Source organism: Mesorhizobium sp. UC74_2, assembly GCF_042701485.1.
Lineage (GTDB): Bacteria > Pseudomonadota > Alphaproteobacteria > Rhizobiales > Rhizobiaceae > Mesorhizobium.
In genome coordinates, this window is record NZ_CP170562.1 from 1,718,525 (window position 1) to 1,736,256 (window position 17,732).

Annotated in this window: 20 protein-coding genes; 8 read left to right on the forward strand and 12 right to left on the reverse strand. The window is 62.1% G+C overall.

All coding sequences use genetic code 11. The annotated features are described in order from the left end of the window. Positions 1-182: 182 nt before the first annotated feature. Positions 183-491, forward strand: a complete 309-nt coding sequence (locus ACFJIU_RS08275) for a hypothetical protein (protein WP_379069799.1) — start codon at positions 183-185, stop codon at positions 489-491. Between the two features lie 9 nt (positions 492-500). Here ACFJIU_RS08275 and ACFJIU_RS08280 read toward each other — a convergent pair whose 3' ends face one another. The 3 genes from ACFJIU_RS08280 to ACFJIU_RS08290 all read right to left on the reverse strand — a co-directional run bounded on the left by ACFJIU_RS08280 (position 501) and on the right by ACFJIU_RS08290 (position 4,299). Beyond that, on the reverse strand, positions 501-1,181 hold the full coding sequence (locus ACFJIU_RS08280) for a L,D-transpeptidase (RefSeq protein ID WP_379069801.1): 681 nt from the start codon (positions 1,179-1,181) through the stop codon (positions 501-503). Between the two features lie 267 nt (positions 1,182-1,448). Continuing rightward, a complete protein-coding gene (locus ACFJIU_RS08285) occupies positions 1,449-2,168 on the reverse strand; it encodes a haloacid dehalogenase type II (RefSeq protein ID WP_379069804.1) in 720 nt (239 codons plus the stop codon). A gap of 52 nt (positions 2,169-2,220) precedes the next feature. After that, on the reverse strand, positions 2,221-4,299 hold the full coding sequence (locus ACFJIU_RS08290; protein WP_379069807.1) for an ASKHA domain-containing protein: 2,079 nt from the start codon (positions 4,297-4,299) through the stop codon (positions 2,221-2,223). A gap of 59 nt (positions 4,300-4,358) precedes the next feature. On the opposite strand from ACFJIU_RS08290, the gene ACFJIU_RS08295 reads away from it, so the two are divergent. After that, the gene (locus ACFJIU_RS08295) at positions 4,359-4,661 is read left to right on the forward strand and encodes a hypothetical protein (RefSeq protein ID WP_379069810.1); all 303 of its coding nucleotides are present in this window, start codon (positions 4,359-4,361) and stop codon (positions 4,659-4,661) included. A gap of 36 nt (positions 4,662-4,697) precedes the next feature. Here ACFJIU_RS08295 and ACFJIU_RS08300 read toward each other — a convergent pair whose 3' ends face one another. The 8 genes from ACFJIU_RS08300 to ACFJIU_RS08335 all read right to left on the reverse strand — a co-directional run bounded on the left by ACFJIU_RS08300 (position 4,698) and on the right by ACFJIU_RS08335 (position 11,102). Then, positions 4,698-5,663, reverse strand: coding sequence for a methyltetrahydrofolate cobalamin methyltransferase (locus ACFJIU_RS08300; RefSeq protein WP_379069813.1), 966 nt, complete (start codon positions 5,661-5,663; stop codon positions 4,698-4,700). 79 nt (positions 5,664-5,742) lie between these two features. Beyond that, positions 5,743-6,840, reverse strand: coding sequence for a methylenetetrahydrofolate reductase (locus ACFJIU_RS08305; RefSeq protein WP_379069816.1), 1,098 nt, complete (start codon positions 6,838-6,840; stop codon positions 5,743-5,745). Beyond that, positions 6,837-7,469 (reverse strand): methylenetetrahydrofolate reductase C-terminal domain-containing protein, encoded by a 633-nt coding sequence (locus tag ACFJIU_RS08310; protein WP_379069818.1) that lies wholly within the window; start codon positions 7,467-7,469, stop codon positions 6,837-6,839. The genes ACFJIU_RS08305 and ACFJIU_RS08310 overlap by 4 nt, the downstream gene beginning before the upstream one ends. Continuing rightward, on the reverse strand, positions 7,462-7,764 hold the full coding sequence (locus tag ACFJIU_RS08315) for a virulence factor (RefSeq protein WP_379069821.1): 303 nt from the start codon (positions 7,762-7,764) through the stop codon (positions 7,462-7,464). Before ACFJIU_RS08315 ends, ACFJIU_RS08310 begins: the two co-directional genes overlap by 8 nt. Before the next feature lie 150 nt (positions 7,765-7,914). Next, positions 7,915-8,826, reverse strand: coding sequence for a fatty acid desaturase (locus tag ACFJIU_RS08320; protein ID WP_379069824.1), 912 nt, complete (start codon positions 8,824-8,826; stop codon positions 7,915-7,917). Positions 8,827-8,879: 53 nt separating this feature from the next. Further along, a complete protein-coding gene (locus tag ACFJIU_RS08325) occupies positions 8,880-9,659 on the reverse strand; it encodes a formyl transferase (RefSeq protein WP_379069827.1) in 780 nt (259 codons plus the stop codon). A gap of 133 nt (positions 9,660-9,792) precedes the next feature. Further along, a complete protein-coding gene (locus tag ACFJIU_RS08330) occupies positions 9,793-10,368 on the reverse strand; it encodes a DUF4893 domain-containing protein (protein ID WP_379069829.1) in 576 nt (191 codons plus the stop codon). A gap of 104 nt (positions 10,369-10,472) precedes the next feature. Then, a complete protein-coding gene (locus ACFJIU_RS08335; protein WP_379073009.1) occupies positions 10,473-11,102 on the reverse strand; it encodes a DUF1638 domain-containing protein in 630 nt (209 codons plus the stop codon). 147 nt (positions 11,103-11,249) lie between these two features. Between ACFJIU_RS08335 and ACFJIU_RS08340 the strand changes: the two genes are divergently transcribed. After that, entirely contained in the window at positions 11,250-11,387 is a 138-nt protein-coding gene (locus ACFJIU_RS08340; protein WP_326892683.1) for a hypothetical protein, read from the forward strand. Between the two features lie 60 nt (positions 11,388-11,447). On the opposite strand, the gene ACFJIU_RS08345 is transcribed toward ACFJIU_RS08340, so the two are convergent. Next, a complete protein-coding gene (locus ACFJIU_RS08345) occupies positions 11,448-12,146 on the reverse strand; it encodes a corrinoid protein (protein WP_379069832.1) in 699 nt (232 codons plus the stop codon). A gap of 259 nt (positions 12,147-12,405) precedes the next feature. Here ACFJIU_RS08345 and ACFJIU_RS08350 point away from each other — a divergent pair, with 259 nt between their 5' ends. From ACFJIU_RS08350 to ACFJIU_RS08370, 5 genes are all read left to right on the forward strand, one after another. Then, the gene (locus ACFJIU_RS08350) at positions 12,406-13,983 is read left to right on the forward strand and encodes a trimethylamine methyltransferase family protein (protein ID WP_326892681.1); all 1,578 of its coding nucleotides are present in this window, start codon (positions 12,406-12,408) and stop codon (positions 13,981-13,983) included. A gap of 123 nt (positions 13,984-14,106) precedes the next feature. Beyond that, positions 14,107-14,808 (forward strand): hypothetical protein, encoded by a 702-nt coding sequence (locus tag ACFJIU_RS08355; protein ID WP_379069834.1) that lies wholly within the window; start codon positions 14,107-14,109, stop codon positions 14,806-14,808. A 124-nt stretch (positions 14,809-14,932) separates the two neighbouring features. Further along, positions 14,933-15,610: a FadR/GntR family transcriptional regulator gene (locus tag ACFJIU_RS08360; protein ID WP_379069836.1), complete on the forward strand. Its 678-nt coding sequence runs from the start codon at positions 14,933-14,935 to the stop codon at positions 15,608-15,610. Next, complete coding sequence (locus tag ACFJIU_RS08365) at positions 15,607-16,908, forward strand: CynX/NimT family MFS transporter (protein WP_379069839.1); 1,302 nt, start codon at positions 15,607-15,609, stop codon at positions 16,906-16,908. The genes ACFJIU_RS08360 and ACFJIU_RS08365 overlap by 4 nt, the downstream gene beginning before the upstream one ends. Before the next feature lie 66 nt (positions 16,909-16,974). Further along, positions 16,975-17,715 (forward strand): dienelactone hydrolase family protein, encoded by a 741-nt coding sequence (locus ACFJIU_RS08370; protein WP_379069842.1) that lies wholly within the window; start codon positions 16,975-16,977, stop codon positions 17,713-17,715. Positions 17,716-17,732 lie beyond the last annotated feature (17 nt).

Genomic DNA, 17,732 nt, shown 5'->3' on the forward strand with positions numbered 1-17,732 from the left:
CTGCAGGGACGAAAGTCAAGGATGACGTCGCGTCACCGATTGTGCCAGCGGTCGGTTGGATGATGTTGCGCCTTGGGGCACTCCGATATGTATTGTATCGGAGTTTGAATTAGCCGGTGTCCGAAGAGAAAACCTTTCACGCCATCGGGATCACCCGCATTGTCGACTTGAGGTAGAGCTTCATGAGCAACGGCGAGCAGTTCATCGATCGCCGCTTGGGCGTTTACTGTTGCGGGCATCTGTTCCGCCGCGAGCGCCCAGTGCGACTTGTGGAACGCCAAGGGGGCGATTGGCAATTCTTGTGTGGTGAAACAGACCATTCAGATCCGGATGAACTATACCATGTCAGCATAGGTGTGTTGCTGGACATGGATCCGTCGCTTGACGAGATTGCTGATCTGCCGGCCGAATGGGAGGCTGAGCGACAGGAACTTGGCTCTGTATGGATAAGAACCAGAAACGATGTACGGGACGCGTTCTATGTCCGCTGACAGCCGTCATCAAGCGGCAGGCACATTATCCTGCTGCAGCACGACAACACGCGTGCCGTTCTGGACACGCCGGTGCAGGTCGATGATGTCCTGGTTGAGCAGCCGGATGCAGCCTGACGAGATCGAACGGCCGATGGACCAGTCCTCATTGGTGCCGTGGATGCGATACAGCGTGTCGACGCCGTTCTTGAACAGATAAAGGGCGCGGGCACCGAGCGGGTTCGTCGGCCCCGGTTCCATGCCGCCGGCAAGCGGGCCATACCGCTCCGGTTCGCGCGCGATCATGTCCTGGGTTGGTGTCCAGCGTGGCCATTCGCGCTTGTACTGGATCACGCCGCTGCCTTCGAAGGCGAGACCGGCCTTGCCGACGCCAACGCCGTAGCGCAGCGCCCGCCCTTCGCCGAGTACCAGATAGAGGAAACGCTTCGGCGTATCGATGACGATGGTGCCCGACGGTTCGGGGCCCTGATAGGCGACTTCCTGGCGGTAATATTGCGGATCGATCTTGGTCAGGTCGGGCGCGGGAATGGGGAAGGCGTCGTCGGCGACGGCCGCGTACATGTCGCGATAGTATTGCGGGACTTCCCGTTTGCCTGGCTTTATCGCGCTGACCTTCTGGGTCGTGGTGCAGCCGGCCGCGACGAACGGCAAGGCAAGAACGAACATACGGCGGCTGATGGAAACGGGCATGGTTGAACCTGGATCTGTTGGCGTCTTTTGGACCGGTCGTCGCAGAAAAGTCTGAACGCTTCCAATCACCCAAAATCACGCTTTGGTGAAAGGCGCGGATCGGTTGGGAGTTTTTCAGCGGTTCGAACAGGCGTCGAAACGGCGGTTGCCGACCATGTCTTTGTTGAACGGGGCGAGAAAAAGGCGCCCGCGGCGAAGCAGGGGCGCGAGGCTGGGGCTTTGACATCGCCCTGTGTCGCGACGGCCACACCGGGTCTTGCAAAGCCGCTAGTCGTGATTGCGCAGATCCAGATGTGCCGAGAGCGCGGGAAAATCCGCCGCGACGATATCCCAGTGGCTGCTTGCCTTGAGATCAGTCACCTGACCGATGCCGTGCTCCTGCGGGCGTGCCACGAAGGCGGTCTTCAGTCCGCATGCGCGCGCCGCCGCCAGATCGTTGTTGTGCGCGGCCACCAGCATGACCTGCGCAGGTTCGAGTTTCAGCGCTTCGCAGCTTGTGAGATAGGCGCGCGGGTCGGGCTTGTAGGCGCGCGCAATGCCAGCGCCGAGAATACAGTCCCAGGGCAGGGCGCCATATCTGGCCAACCGTGTCATCAATGCGATCGAGCCATTGGAGCATGGCGCGATGATCCGGCTGGCCTTCAACCGTATCAGGCCCGGAACGACATCCGGCCAGGGCGGCAGCTTTTCCCAGGCGTGGTTGAGTGCTGTGCGCTCTTCCTCGTTGAAATGGCCTGCGATGCCGAAACCATCGAGGGTTGCATCGAGGTTCTCGCGGTGGAGCACGTCCAGGTCGACATAGGATCGGCCTCCGGAGCGTATTTCCTCCATCCTTGGCTGGTAAAGGTCACGCCAGGCATCGGCGAAAGCGACGCTGTCGACCTGAAGTCCCTTCGCGGCCGTCGCCGCCGCCGCCTCACGGGCCACGCCGGTGCGCCAATCGACGCAGGTGCCAAAAACATCGAAGATGAGGGCTTCAACCGTCATTGCCCAGTCTCATTCCGGCACCTCCACTGTGGTTGCCGGCTTGGAGAGCAACCTATTCGCGATTGCGCCGGGCGGCACGCTCCTCACGAGAGCGGCGGCGGGGCGTTGCATCTCCGGCGGCGGCATCGTCGCTTGCCATCTTGCGTGGCGGCAGTTTGACCTGTTCGGAAAGCTTGGGGAAGGGGTCGACCTTGTTCGGCAAAGCCATTGCGTCGATGAACAGCTGCTGGAAATTCGGCTCCAGCGCCGTTTCGATCTTTTCGATCTTCGCCACCTGTTTCTCAATCTCGCGACGGTGATCGCGGTTGAGCAGCGCCATCAAGGCGCCGGTGCCCGCGGCGTTGCCGACGGCCTTGACTTCCGACAGGTCGCAGTCGGGGATGAGCCCCAGCACCATGGCGTATTTCGGATCGATGAAGGAGCCGAAAGCACCGGCAAAACGGATGGTATCGACGGTCTCTACGCCCTGCTTTTCCATCAGCAGCTTCACGCCGGCATAAAGGGCGGCCTTGGCGAGCTGGATCGCGCGTATGTCGTTCTGGGTGACGGTGATGCGCGGTTCGCCCTGGCGACCTTCGCGCAGCAGATAAGAGAAGGTGCGACCGTTCTGGATGATGCGCGGGCTTTTCGCCGCGAGCGAGCCGTCGACGACGCCGTCTTCGGAAATGATGCCGGAGAGATACATCTCCGCCACCACCTCGATGATGGCCGAGCCGCAGATGCCTGTGACGCCGGTGGTCCAGGACGCTTCCTCGAAACCTTCTTCGTCCGACCATTTGTCGGTGCCGATGACGCGGTAGCGTGGCTCCAGCGTTTCGGGGTCTATGCGCACGCGCTCGATGGCGCCGGGCGCTGCGCGCTGGCCGGAGGAGATTTCCGCGCCTTCGAAAGCCGGACCCGTTGGCGAGGAGGCGGCAACAACGCGATTTCGGTTGCCCAGCACGATCTCGGCATTGGTGCCGACGTCGACCAGCAGCATCATGCTGTCCTGCCGGTAGGGACCTTCAGAGAGTGTAGCGCCGGCCGCATCCGCACCGACGTGGCCGGCAATACAAGGCAGCGTGTAGAAGCGCGCGCCACGGTTGACATCGATGCCGATGTCGTTGGTCCAGCCCTGCACCGCTCCGGAAACGGCGAGTGCGAAAGGCGCCTGCCCGAGTTCGGTCGGATCGATGCCCAGGAAAAGATGGTGCATGATCGGATTGGCGACAAAGACGCTGTCGAAGATGTCGTGACGGTCGATGCCGCCTTCCTCGCAGACCTTGCCGATCAGCGTGTTCACTGCCTCGCGCACGGCCTTGGTCATGGCTTCGCGACCATCGGGATTCATCATCACGTAGGAAACGCGGCTCATCAGATCTTCGCCGAAGCGGATCTGCGGGTTCGACGTACCGGAAGAGGCGACCACACGGCCCGAAAGCAACGACACCAGATGCATGGCAATCGTCGTCGAGCCGATGTCGCAGGCAATGCCGTAGGCTTCGTTCTTGAGGCCCGGATAAAGCGCGATCACCGTTGCGCGGGAGAATTCCATGTCCTTGTGGATCGCCGCCGTAACCGCCCAGTTCTCCTTGCGCAGGATCTTCTGGACCTCGGGGATGAGATGCGGCGCTACGCGCAGGTCCTTCCAGCCCCAGTCATTCTGCAGCACCGCCTTGAGGCGCTCCAGGTCGCCGGTGGGTTTGTGCATGTCGGGCTGTTCGACCTCGACGTAGCACATCTGTACCGCTGAATTACGCTCGATGACGCGGTCGGTGGCCGCCTTGCGCACCACCTGGGCGTTGATCACCGTATCCTGCGGCACGTCGATGACGAGGTCGCCCTGGATGGTTGCCGAGCAGGACAGACGCCTGCCTTCGGGCAGTCCGCGGACGCGTTCGTAACGCTCTTCCTTGGGACCTTTCGGAGAGATGTGGTCGAGCGAGGAAACGATCTTGTGCTTGGCGAAATTGCCTTCCTGCACTTCGATCTGGCAGCGCCCGCAGGTGGCGCGCCCGCCACAGACCGATTCCACATAGACGCCGAGCTGGCGTGCCGCATCGAGCACCGGCGTGCCGACCGGGAAGCGCCCGCGCTTGCCGGACGGCATGAACAGGACGAGGGGATCGGTGGAGTTGAGAGGGGCGTTCATCGCTTCGACACCACCAATGTTAACGCTGCCTTGGCGAAAGTTCGATAAAGACAAGGCCTGTGAGAAAGACACGCTTGCCGATGAAGCCCGACTTTTCGCTGGTTGCCCTGCTTCCCTCCGCTCTGTCGGCGATCTCCACCGGCATGCTTGCGGTACGCATAAGCAAAGGAAGCTGGACCCGGCATCCGCATTATCTCGCGGCCGCGATCATCGCTTCGACGGCCACCATTGTTTATCTGTTCCCGTCTCGCCCTGCGGATGCAGCCAGTATTGCCTCGATGCTGCTCTGCGGCATCGTGGGCGGCTGCGTCGGCGTGTTCGTCTTCAGCCTGGTGCTCGGCGGCACCAGAACCGAGGACTAGGCGCCTAACGCCAGTGGGCGCGGGGAAGGTCACGACTTAACCGGCTGCTCTTCTGGCTTCGCGGCCGCCGCGGCGACGTCCGCCTGCAGCAGCATCGCCAGGAGCAGTGACGGCCACCGGTGCGGGTGCGGCATGCTCGCCCGGCTTGTAGTCCTTGTAGGTCTTGATCCAGGTCATGCAATCCTTGTCGGTGCCGTTGAGCACGTTGGCGGCACGGACTGCTTCCATTTCCTGCGGGCGGACCGGGTTCATGATCGCCGAGGTCATGCCGGCACCGATCACCATCGGGATGAAGCCGGCGTTGATGCCATGGCGGTGCGGCAGGCCGAAGGAGATGTTGGAAAGGCCGCAGGTCGTGTTCACCTTCAGCTCTTCGCGCAGGCGGCGCAGCAGGGCGAAGACCTGGCGGCCGGCATCGCCCAGCGCACCGATCGGCATGACCAGCGGATCGACGACGACGTCCTCCGGCTTGATGCCATGATCCATGGCGCGTTCGACGATCTTCTTGGCTACGGCGAAGCGCACATCCGGGTCCATCGAAATGCCGGTCTCGTCGTTGGAGATGGCAACAACGGGCACATTGTACTTCTTCACCAGCGGCAGGATGGCTTCCAGCTTCTCTTCCTCGCCGGTGACCGAATTCACCAGCGGGCGCCCCTTGGCGACCTTGAGGCCGGCCTCGATCGCGGCGGTGACGGAGGAGTCGATCGACAACGGCAGGTCGACCAGGCCCTGCACGATCTCCAGGGTCTGAACGAGAAGGCCAGGCTCCGTGGCGTTGGGGTCGACGGCGGTCACGCCCGCATTGACATCCAGCATGGTGGCGCCGCAGGCGGCCTGTTCCAGCGCGTCCTTGATGACGGTCTCGAAATTGCCGGCCTGCATCTCCGCGGCCAGCTTCTTGCGGCCGGTCGGGTTGATGCGTTCACCAATGACGCAGAAGGGCTGGTCGAAACCGATGACGATTTCGCGAGTCGCCGAGGCGACGATGGTGCGGGTCATTTCAAACTCCCTCCGGATATAAAGACTTCTTTATATCGTTTCTGATGTGGATCAAGCCAATGATGTCAGTCACGGCTGTTCAATGCGCGGTCTTCACCATGTCGACCTGTGTTTCCGTGATGTCGTCCTGCAGGATGTGGCCGAGGCGTTCGGCAACCCGCGCGTCGTCCGAGCGGACTTCCCGCTTCCAGGGCCGACGGCCCTTGAGCACGCCGGATTCATCGACGATCTCCGCGACATACTCCTCCTGGCGATAGGCCATCACGTGGACGCCCGACACGCCTGGAATTTCCTTCACTTCGTTGATGATATCGATGCAGAAATTCTTGCCTTCCTTTTTCTGATCTTCGGCGCCTTCGAGGCGCTTGATAATGGCATCGGGAATGTGGATGCCCGGCACGTTGGAGCGGATCCATTTTGCGGTCTTGGCGGAGGCCAAGGGGCCGACACCGACCAGCACGAAAACCTTCTCGGTCAGGCCGAGGTCGCTCGCCTTCTGCATGAAGGTCCTGAACATCGGCACGTCGAAGCAGTACTGGCTCTGCACGAACTGTGCGCCGGCGGCGATCTTCTTGCCGAGATGGATGGGGCGGAAATCATAGGGTGGTGCAAAAGGATTGATCGCTGCGCCGAGGAAGACCTGCGGCGGTGTCGTCAGCTTGCGGCCTGACAGGAACTTGCCGTTGTCACGCATGATGCGGACGGTTTCGAGCAGCGACATGGAGTCGAGATCGAACACCGGCTTGGCTCCTGGCTGATCACCCGCCTGCACACCGTCGCCGGTGAGGCAAAGGATATTGGCCACGCCCATTGCGGCACCACCCAGAACGTCGCCCTGAATGGCGATGCGGTTCTTGTCACGACAGGCGATCTGCATGACCGGGGCATAACCCATGCGGGTCAGCAGTGCGCAGATGCCGACGGAGGACATATGGCAGTTGGCGCCGGACGCGTCGACGGCATTGATCGCATCGACCCAGCCGTCGAACACCTTGGCGCGGTTGTAGACGTCTTCCGGATCAGCACTGTCGGGCGGGTTCAGCTCGGTGGTCACCGCGAATTCGCCGCGGCGCAGCACGCGTTCCAGACGGCCGCGCGAGGAATGGCCGGGCAGGGGCTCCAGCGGCAGGTGGATGCCGGCCGGATTTTCGTCGCGCTGGGGCGGACGCGGGCTCATGCGGATGCTCCGGTGTTGGCGGCGTCGCGCGCCGCTGCCGCCTGGGCGGTGACACCCAGCCAGGCGGAGGTTTCCCGCAGCGACTGGTCGACCGGTTTCTGCACATTCAGGATGGCGTCGCCATTGACCATGTTGCGCGACCCTTCCCACGCCTTGACCCAGACGCAAGGCATGTCGGGTTCAACCTCGCAGTTGCCGTTGGCGCGCACACCGCCGCAAGGCCCGTTGCGCAGCTGCTTGGGGCAGTTCATCGGGCAGGACATGCCGGTGGAGGAAAGGATGCACTGGCCGCACATGCGGCAGTCGAACATGAAGCCCTTCACGCGCTTCTCGACAAATTTGACGGGTGCTTCGACGCGCCCGTAGCCTAGGCCCTTCCAGATCGGATGCAGGAGCAGGAACGCGTCGGCGAAGCGCCGGTAGAACCATTCCAGCAGCTTCGAATGGCGGATCGCCCAGAGCCGTACCGAATAGGACCTTTGCACACGCCGCTGCGGTGAAACATCGGCAGGCTTGTAGTCGCTTTTGGCTGCCGCCTTGCGTACCAGAGTCGCCTGGGTCACGCTGGCGCCGGTTCCCGCTGCGGTGGGAGCAGAGCCTGTATTCGGTGTCGGCTGGGTTTCAGACATTTTCCTTGCCGCCTGCTTTGGCGAGAGCGACCAGTCGCTCCCGGCTGTAGTCCGCGTCGATGGCCGCCGCCGCCTTTTCCACTTCCGCCTCGAGGTCGTCGCCGACCGGAATGGGGTCCGCCTTGCGCCATTCGGCCAGATAGGCGTCGGTTTCGGCCGCGCCCGACCGCATCGCAGCCATGTCGATGGCTTCGGTGAAGCGCAGTGGCAGCTCGCGCTTGGCGTTCTGCCGGCCCTTTTTCACGATGACCTGGGCAGGAATGTCGCGCCAGTAAACGACGATCAGATCGGCCATTTCTCAGTCTTCCTTCAATGGTTGGAGCATTGCCGGAAGCGGGAATACCCCGCTTCTCATCAGACGACGCGCGCGCCTTCAAAAACGACGCGCTCGAATGTCGCAAAACGATAGAGCGTCGCCGGGTTCAAGGCACCCCTGCGCCCGGTTCTATCCGTCGTGTTTGCCGAGATCGCTCACCAGCTTGCGATGGAAACGGACGTAGCCGCGTTCCGTCGAGCGCAGGTGCTCGGCGATGATCTCATGGAATCGCGGCAGCCGATGGAAGGGCACGGCGGGATAGGAGTGATGCTCTGCGTGATAAGGCATGTTCCAGGCCACGAAACGCACGACGCCCGTAGTGAAGGTGGTGCGTGTGTTTTCAAGCATGTTGGCGACATGCGGGCAACGCGTGTGTTCCGCCAGAAGATAGGCCCTCAGGAAGGGCTGGCCCAGCAGTGCCGGCACGATCCAGATCCACAGCAGCGCCGGCGATTGCAGGAGCGCCGAGCCTGCAACGAGCAGGGCATAAATGACAAGGAACCAGCGCGCCTCGGTGATCACCCTGGCGCGGCCCTTTTCCGGTACGAAGGAATCCCTGTTGCCACCGCGAGCGTTGACAATGACGACCTTGGCCATGCCGCTCCAATAAGGCCAGCCGGACAGATAGCGCAGATATTGCGCAATCGTTTCGGGTTTCGGGCTCATCAACTCCGGATCGTTGTCAGGATCGTGGGTGTAACGATGGTGGGCGAAGTGGAAATAGCGAAACCAGGCGGGCGGCAGCAGGATGAGGAAGCCGGAAACGACCGCAGCAAGACGGTTCAGACGTTCGGTGCGAAATGCTGTCTCATGGATCGTTTCGTGCAGCAGCGTGAAGAGGAAGACGATGAGGATGCCAAGCGGCAGCATCAGCAGTGGCCAGAGAGGTACCTTGAGCAGAATGAGGGCTGCGAGCAACATGATCGATCCGCCGTGGATGGCGAGTCGCCACACTCCGGGCGCATCCTGTTTGTCGGTCAGTTCACGTCGGTCTTGCACCGAGAGGGATGCGATGATCTGCCGGTGGTCGATCTCTGACATGCGAGAACCTTAATGCCGGCATGCCGCACCGTAAATGGGACGTGGCTTCTGGCCTACCAGATGCCACGACGGATTCCGGTCCACACATAGAACCAGACCGTCGGATGGAACCAGATCTGCGATGGCAGGCCAGGATCAAAGGGTTCTATGCCGCCGGCCAGAACCTTTTCGATCACGTCGACGCAGGCGTCGCGCGAAATCGCTGCCTGGCGAAGGGGGTAGGAAGAGATGGTATCGCCGCGACCGGGTGCGCCGCGCGTGTGGCGCAGGACGGCGCCGGTATCGACGCCGCCGTCGACGAGATGAACGGTCGTGCCAAAATTCTCGGCGTCGTTGTTCACCAGCGCCCAGTAGGCCCCGTTCATGCCGCGATACTTCGGATTGACGCCGGCATGGTAGTTGATGACGGGGCAGGGTATTGCGGCGAGTGTGTCACGCGTCAGCACGCGGCATCCCGCGAGCAGCACGACACCCGGTTTGATGTCTGCGATCGCTTTGATCGTCTCCGGCGCGTTGGCCGATGGCACATGCACGATATCCTGGCCCGGCTTCGGCTCGGTCTTGAGATTGTACTCGGCGACAATCTCCTCGGCATGTACAGCACCGAACCGTTTGCCAAGGCGCACCAGCACCATTGTGCCTATCTGGCCAAAAACGGAAATCCAGCCCTGGCGCTTCGCGCGGCGCTTCAGCAACGACCATTTGGAGACCGGCGTTTCAAGGATGACGGTGACGCTGGCGAAATGATCGGTTATGGCATTGACGATTGCCCAGATGTGGCCGCCGCCTTCAGTGACGACGACGATGGGTGCCGTGTCTGCAGCCTCGTTCATCCTTGGAAGTCCAGCCTCTTAGAACCTGATCGGGTGCGGTAGCTGCACAGGTCGCAAGTTCAGTCCCCAGTCAATACTCTCGGCCGAGCCGGTTAATCCTTTATCTCAGCGCCCGCTCATCGACCACAGCCGATCAGCGCTTGAATTCGATGATGTCGAGTTTTGATTCATAGTAGGGCGCCGGAAATTCGATGCGCCAGGCATTCGGTCCCGTGCGGAAAGCATAGCCGACCTGGTCGGTTTTCGGGCCGGCACCGTAGCGCTGTACCTTTTCACCGGCGACGAAGCCCGAGCCCAGATAGATCGAGCGCTTCTCGCCATCGTCATATAAGCGGCCTTTGGTACGCTGGGAACCGGTGGTCTTTTCGAGCATCCAGCCGGAGCCATCGTCGGTGACACGGCACTTGAACCAGCCATAGATGACGAGCGGGCCAAGTCCGCCAGCCTTGATGGTGCGGCATTGCCAGTTGCCGGTAAGATCCTTGTCCGAAAAAGCGACGAGGGGACGGGCAAGCACCATGTCGAGGTCTTTTACCTCGTTCGGCTGGCCTGCCTTGGCTTCGGCCAAGGCCGCCTTGCGGGTTTCGTCATATTTGGCAAGTCGCACCTTGTCTGCCGGAGTGATCAACTTCTGCACCACGCCGTCCGCATAGGCACCTCCAGCGAACAGGACGGCGGCAGCCGTGAATAGCAAGGCGCGCAGATGCATGTCGTGTCCCCTGTGTCTCGACGACGGCGTTATAGCCCGTGAGAGCAACAGAAAACCAGTCCAACCATCGGGAAATGTTATCTAACGAGCGGCCATGGGCCGGTTCAGTGTTCGGCTGCCGCAAGGAGCGCGGGCGCAAGATCGCCATAGCCGGTGAAGCGGTATTCATAGTCGAGGCCCAGATACTCTGCGGCCCATTTCGCCTTGTCCTGCAGGGCCTTGTCCTCGGTCTGCGCCAGATAGACGATCTTGGTGTAGTTGCCGAATACCATTTCTTTCAGTTCGGGGTGTTTGTCGAGCTTCAGGGGCTCGATGACGAAAGCTTCGAACTGCCGCGTGATCAGATCGGTCAGGTAGAAGGCGGTGAACTCGTCCTCAGTGATTTTCGCGAATGCCTCGTTGCCGCTGAAGAAGGCGTAACAATGTGGTCCGCCAATGCGTTCGACATGTTCTTCTTCGCAGATCCTGTCGAGCTCGCCGCGCGTGCCGCATTCGGCATAACCAATGAAAATACGGCTGTAGCCTTCCGCCCGCGCCCTGGCGATCGCCTCGCGCATCGCAGGCGCAATCTTGTCGGGATAGACATGCCAGATTGCCGGCAGGCAGATCAGATCAACATGGTCAAGATGGTTGGCCTTGCACACTGCCAGTACCTCTCGGGCAATGGCACCGCAGGCAATGACCCGTACGCGCTCGAGGAGAGGGGCAGTTGATGGAACTTCGCCATTCGTCATCACCACCGCATCGGCGAGTGCTGTCGGGTCTAGCTTCGGTCTTGTCGCCATGTGGATCACTCCAACATCGCCCTGTTGCATCGCGTGGAACCGGTTCATCTCTTTGGCGTTGATGATCGTTACATCATCATAAGGGAGACACCGTCCATGAAACTGTCACGCGTCGCACCGCTCGCCGTCATTGCCGTGGCGCTCGTACTTTCCGGCTGTGCCAACACGGTTCGTGGCGTCGGCAAGGACGTCAAAGGCACTGCTCGCGCTGTCGAACAGACGGTCAAGAACTGACCGGCTCCCCCAACAATTGGCAACGACAAGGCCGCGTCGCAAGACGCGGCCTTTCTGCAATCAGGCAGAAGCGCGCACGTTGTGCTTGCGCTTCATGAAGTCCTTGGCGGTTTCGACGGCTACTGCGGCGTCGCGGCAATAGGCATCGGCGCCGACAGCCTTGCCGAACTCCTCGTTGAGTGGCGCGCCGCCGACAAGGACCACATAGTCGTCGCGAATGCCCTTTTCCTTCATCGTGTCGATGACGACCTTCATGTAGGGCATGGTGGTGGTGAGCAGCGCCGACATGCCGATGATGTCGGGCTGATGCTGTTCGATCGCCTCGAGATACTTCTCGACCGGGTTGTTGATGCCGAGGTCAACGACGTCGAAGCCGGCACCTTCCATCATCATGCCGACGAGGTTCTTGCCGATGTCGTGGATGTCGCCCTTGACGGTTCCGATCACCATCTTGCCCTGCTTGGGAGCTCCGGTGGCGGCAAGCAGCGGACGCAGGATGAACATGCCTGCCTTCATCGCATTGGCGGAAAGCAGTACTTCGGGCACGAACAGGATGCCGTCGCGGAAGTCCTCGCCGACAATGCGCATGCCTTCGACCAGCGCCTCGGTGAGGACCGTGTAAGGTGCCCAACCACGCTCCAGAAGGATGTTGGTGCCTTCCTCGATCTCTTCCTTCAGGCCGTCATAAAGATCGTCGTGCATCTGCTGCACGAGTTCCTCGTCGGAGAGTTCGGAAAGGATGATCTCGTCGTCGGACATTTTTGATCCATCTCCCTGCGGTCGTGCGATCTGTCGCAACGCACCCAATCGTCGCTTCAATACCTACCGTGCAGCGACGCGCATCCATAGCTGATTTGCGACTTTCCGCAAAAGGAAAGCGACCGGGAATCTGTTGTTCTTCTTGTCGATTTTGCGACAGTGCTTGGCGCTCGCTGGCCGTTTCGGATAGGGTGCATGACTACGATCCGGGGAAGCAGCCGCCGCGAGGCGGTCGAACGGATTTCAAGGAAGAACGATCATGAGCGAGAACGCGGCAGTCGATCAAGAAGCGGCGGCGGGCGGCAGGCGAGGACGCGGTGACCGCGGCGGTGCTGCTGCGAGACGGGCTGCGCGCACCGGCGGCGGACCCGGTCAGCAGCTCACCTATATCCGGCGCCAGATCAAGGTCTATGAGGTGCTGGACGAGGAAGGCCTGGCGCTGATCGAGAAGAACGCCGACACCGTTCTGGAAGAGACCGGTATCGAATTCCGCGATGACGCCGAGGCGCTTCAGTTGTGGAAGCAGGCCGGCGCCGATGTGAAGGGGGAGCGCGTTCGCTTCCCGCGCGGGCTCTGCCGCTCACTGCTCAAGACCGCGCCAAAGCAGTATATCCAGCATGCGCGCAATTCGGAGCGCTCGGTGCAGATCGGCGGAAATGCCACCGTTTTCGCACCGGTCTACGGACCGCCCTTTGTGCGCGACCTTGATGGCAACCGTCGCTATGCGACGATCGAGGATTTCCGCAACTTCGTGAAGCTCGCCTATATGGCGCCCTCGATCCACCATTCCGGCGGGACGGTGTGCGAACCGGTCGACGTGCCGGTGAACAAGCGCCACCTCGACATGATCTATTCGCATATCAAATATTCGGACAAGCCGTTCATGGGCTCGGTGACCGCGCCGGAGCGCGCGGAAGATACGGTAGCGATGGCCAAGCTGGTGTTCGGCGACGACTTCGTCGAAAACAACACGGTGCTGACCTCGTTGATCAACGCCAATTCACCGATGGTCTTCGACGAGACGATGCTCGGCGCGCTGAAGGTCTATGCACGCCACAACCAGGCTTGCATCGTCACCCCCTTCATCCTGGCCGGTGCGATGAGCCCGGTGACCGTCGCCGGCACGCTGACGCAGGTCCTGGCCGAGGTCCTCGCGGGAGCTTCTTTCACCCAGCTGATCCGGCCCGGCGCTCCGGTGCTTTTCGGCACCTTCGCGTCGTCGATCTCGATGCAATCCGGTGCTCCGACCTTCGGTACACCCGAGCCGTCGCTGGTTTCATACGGTGCCGCGCAACTCGCGCGTCGGCTTGGCCTGCCGTTCCGTACCGGCGGTTCGCTGTGCGCTTCCAAGGTCCCGGATGCGCAGGCTGCCTACGAGAGCGCCAACACGCTGAACTCGACCATCCTTGCCGGCACCAATTTCGTGCTGCATTCGGCCGGCTGGCTCGAGGGCGGATTGGCCTCCTGCTATGAGAAGTTCATGATGGACATCGATCAGCTCGGCATGCAGCAGAAATTTGCCGAGGGCGTCGATCTGTCGGAGAATGGCCAGGCAATGGATGCCATCCGCCAGGTTGGCCCGGGCAGCCACTATCTTGGTTGCGACCACACCCAGGCCAACTTCCAGACGGCGTTCTACCGTTCGTCGATCGCCGACAACAATTCCTACGAGCAGTGGCTGGCAGAAGGCGAGAAGACCGCGCCGCAGCGCGCGAACGAACTCGCCCGTCGCTGGCTGGAGAGCTACGAGGCTCCGGATCTCGACCAGGGCATCGACGAGGCACTGCAAGGCTTCATCGCTAAAAAGAAGGAGTCGATGCCCGACGCCTTCACTTGAAAGGAGCCCGATTCAGGCCGGGCTAAAGTGGCCAACATCATCCACAAGGAAGTCTGGCGGAGCGCATTTTCCGATCCGGACAAGAAGTGATGTCTGTCGCGTGCCAATGAAGGTCGGGTCGCCGTGAGCAACCGTCATCAGGCCAAAAATCGACAACTGCAGACGATTTCGAACCAACTCGCCGCGCATGGTCTCATCCTGCGCGGCGGTTTTGTGTTTGGCGACGAAGAGGCGGTGCCGGTAGGTCCGGAAAGCAGGCCGGCGAAGTCCGCTCTTCTGATTGGGCAGGCCGGCGCGGCGCCTTGGCCGCACTTCATGAAATGGCGGCAACGGCAGCCACTGGATCTGCCAAACCCGCTCGACGCGTGGTCGCGGGAGATCATCGACGGGGTCGCTGCACATCTGGGAGCGTCGGCCGTCTATCCGTCCGACAAGCCTTACCAGCCGTTCCAGCAATGGGCGATGCGGGCGGAAGGATTGAAGCCGTCACCGCTCGGCATTCTCATGCATCCTGAATATGGCCTGTGGCACGCCTATCGCGGGGCGTTGCTGTTTGCCGGTGAGGTTCCGATTCAAGGCCCTCGCAATCCGATTCATCTTTGTGACCTATGCGTCGGAAAACCTTGCCTGAAATCCTGTCCGGTCGAGGCCTATTCAGGCGAAGGTTTTGCTTATCAGTCCTGTCTCGGGCATGTCCGTGGCGCGGCTGGCGGGGCGTGCCGGAGCGGCGGTTGCCTGGATCGAAACGCGTGCCCCTATGGGGCAGACTATCGTTATCCCGCCGAGGTGCAGGCTTTTCATATGGCAAGCTTTGCTGGCCTGTAGCAGGCTCGTTTCAAGGGCGCGGTCTGGCCCAACCGTTTCGGCCGCTCACCGGCGATTCCCTGATTGACCCCGAGCAGAGACACGACTATTCATCATGTCATCCGATGACTTGATGAGTAGTCGCATGCAACCAGCCAGCCGCACAAATCTGACCGACAGCGCCACTGAGAGCTTGCGGGCTGAAATCCTCGGTGGTCATTGGTCGGTCGGTGCCCGCATTCCCAACGAGGCTGCCCTGTCCGACCAGCTTTCGGTCAGCCGGGGTACGGTGCGGGAGGCCGTACGCGCACTGGTTTCGCAGGGTCTGCTCGAAACACGGCAGGGATCCGGAACCTATGTGCGCTCGGCTGTCGACCCGACCGCGGCGCTGGTGCGGGTCAGGCGGGCCTGTCTGCGCGATCAGTGGGAAGCGCGCACCGCGCTCGATGTGGAGGCGGCACGGCTGGCGGCGCTGCGGCATGCACCGACTGACATTGAAAGGCTCAACCGCCTGCTCGCTGAGCGCGGTACGGTCGCCGACGGCGGACAACACAATTTCGTCTGCCGCGATCTCGCTTTCCACAAGGCGATCGTGGCGATGTCGGGCAACCGCGCGATGGTGGAGCTCTACGACTTCTTTACCGCGGCGATTGCCGAAACCATCCAAGCGACCCTGGGCGGCGATCTGCCGGAGCCGGACACTCCGATGCACGCGCAGATCGTCGAGGCAATCGCCTCCGGCGATCCGGACCGCGCCGGCGATGCCGTTCGCGCTTTCATGGCGCCCGTCCTTTCGCAACTCGACCGGCATCTCGCGCAATGAACCAGACCTTCCGTCAAGGCGATAGTCAGGCTGCTGTCATGAAGGGTATCGACGATCAGCTTGTCGATGCCGAGGCCGACAGCCTGCCGCCGCCGCAAGCTCCGGTGCTTGAAAGCCCAGCCGCGCGCATCCTGCTTGGCGCCAGCCTCGTGCTGATCGCCTTCAACCTGCGCCCGTTGTTTTCCAGCCTTTCGGTGCTTTTGCCGGAGATGATGCAGGCAACGGGGCTGTCCAGCGCTGGTGCTTCGCTGCTGACGACGTTGCCGGTGGTTTGTCTTGGCATCTTTGCCCCGTTCGCGCCCAGGCTGGCACAGCGCTATGGGGCCGAGCGCACGCTGCTCGGCGTCATGGCCTTGGTGACGCTGGGTACGGCGCTGCGCGGCTTCGGGTCCGTGCCGATCCTGTTTGCCGCTACCTTTATCGCGGGCGCTGCCATCGCGGTCGGCAACGTGCTGCTGCCCGGCCTTGTCAAACGCGATTTCCCCGACAGCATGGCCTTGATGACTGGTCTCTACACGATGGCTCTGTGCGCCGGCGCGGCCGCTGCATCAGGGCTGACGCTGCCGGTCGAACACTATATTGCCGGTTCCTGGGCGGCTGCGCTTGCTGCCTGGGCGGTGCCGGCCTTCGCCGTGCTGTTGTTATGGGCGCCGCAGGCATTCGCCAGCCGCCACCGGGCAAGCCATAGCGGTTTCCGTGTCACGGGGCTCTGGCGCGACCGTCTGGCCTGGCAGGTCACGCTGTTCATGGGACTGCAGTCGGCACTGGCCTACAGTATCTTCGGTTGGCTGGCCCCGATCCTGCGCGAGCGTGGCTTCGACGCGACCGCGGCAGGCGCGATCGTCTCGGTGTCGGTGATGGCGCAGGTCGTCGCGTGCCTGGCAGTGCCGCCGATTGCGGTTCGCTGCCGCAACCAGAGCCTCGTCAATGTCGCGCTCGTCACCGTGGCGGTCATTGCGTTGCTCGGCATCCTGTTTGCTCCGACCTCGATGACGCTGCCGCTGGCCATCGTGCAGGGGCTGGGGCAGGGCGGCCTGATCGCCGCCGCCATGACGCTGATCGTCCTGCGCTCACCCGACCCGCACGTGGCGTCGCATCTTTCCGGCATGGCGCAGGGCGTTGGCTATGTGCTGGCGGCGATCGGCCCGCTGCTGGTCGGCTTGATCCATGGCTGGACAGGCAGCTTCGCCGCTTCGGCGATCCTCTTCGCGGCTCTCGGTCTCGGGGTTGCCGTGATGGGGTTCGGAGCAGGTCGTGCGCTGCTGGTCGGGGCGCGCACTGTACGCCTTGAGGGGTGAATAATCCGGGTTGCCTGTCGCGATACCTGCGCTATCTATCCGCTCCTGTTCCGAACATGGAGACGGATGGTGCCATCAGCCAGCAAGCGCGACATCACGATCAAGACCCAGGATGGCGTGGCGCGGGCCTCCCTATTCCGCAACGGGCAGGTGAAGGCGGGCGTCATCTTCTACATGGATGCCTTCGGTCCTCGTCCCGCGCTCTACGACATGGCTTCAAGGCTTGCCGGGCATGGCTATGCCGTTCTGCTGCCGGATCTGTTCTATCGCAACACGCCCTATGGACCGTTTGACGCCAAGACCGGTTTTGTCGAAGAAAAAAGCAAGGCGGCGCTGACGGCGCTGGTCGGCGGCACGACGCAGGACATGACCGTGCGCGACAGCGGCGCGTTCATCGCGGCGCTTGAAGCCGAAGGCGTGCGTGGTCCCGTGGGCACCGTCGGTTATTGCATGGGCGGTGGACGGGCTCTCAATGCGGCGGCAGCTTATCCGGACAGGATCGCCGCAGCCGCCAGCTTCCACGGCGGTCGGCTTGGGACGGATGCGCCCGACAGTCCCGCTTCGAATGCGGCCGGGATCAAGGCGCGTGTCTATATCGGCTCGGCCGGTGTCGACGGCAGTTTTCCGCCGGAGCAGTCGGCCCGGCTGGCACAGGCCTTGCGGCAAGCGGAGGTCGATCACGTCATCGAGAATTATGTCGGCATGCAGCATGGCTGGTGTGTTCCCGACCACAGCGTCTACGACACCGCCGGTGCCGAACGCCATTGGAAGCGCTTGACCGACTTCTTCGGCGAGACATTGCGCTGATTGATCGGCGAAGCCCG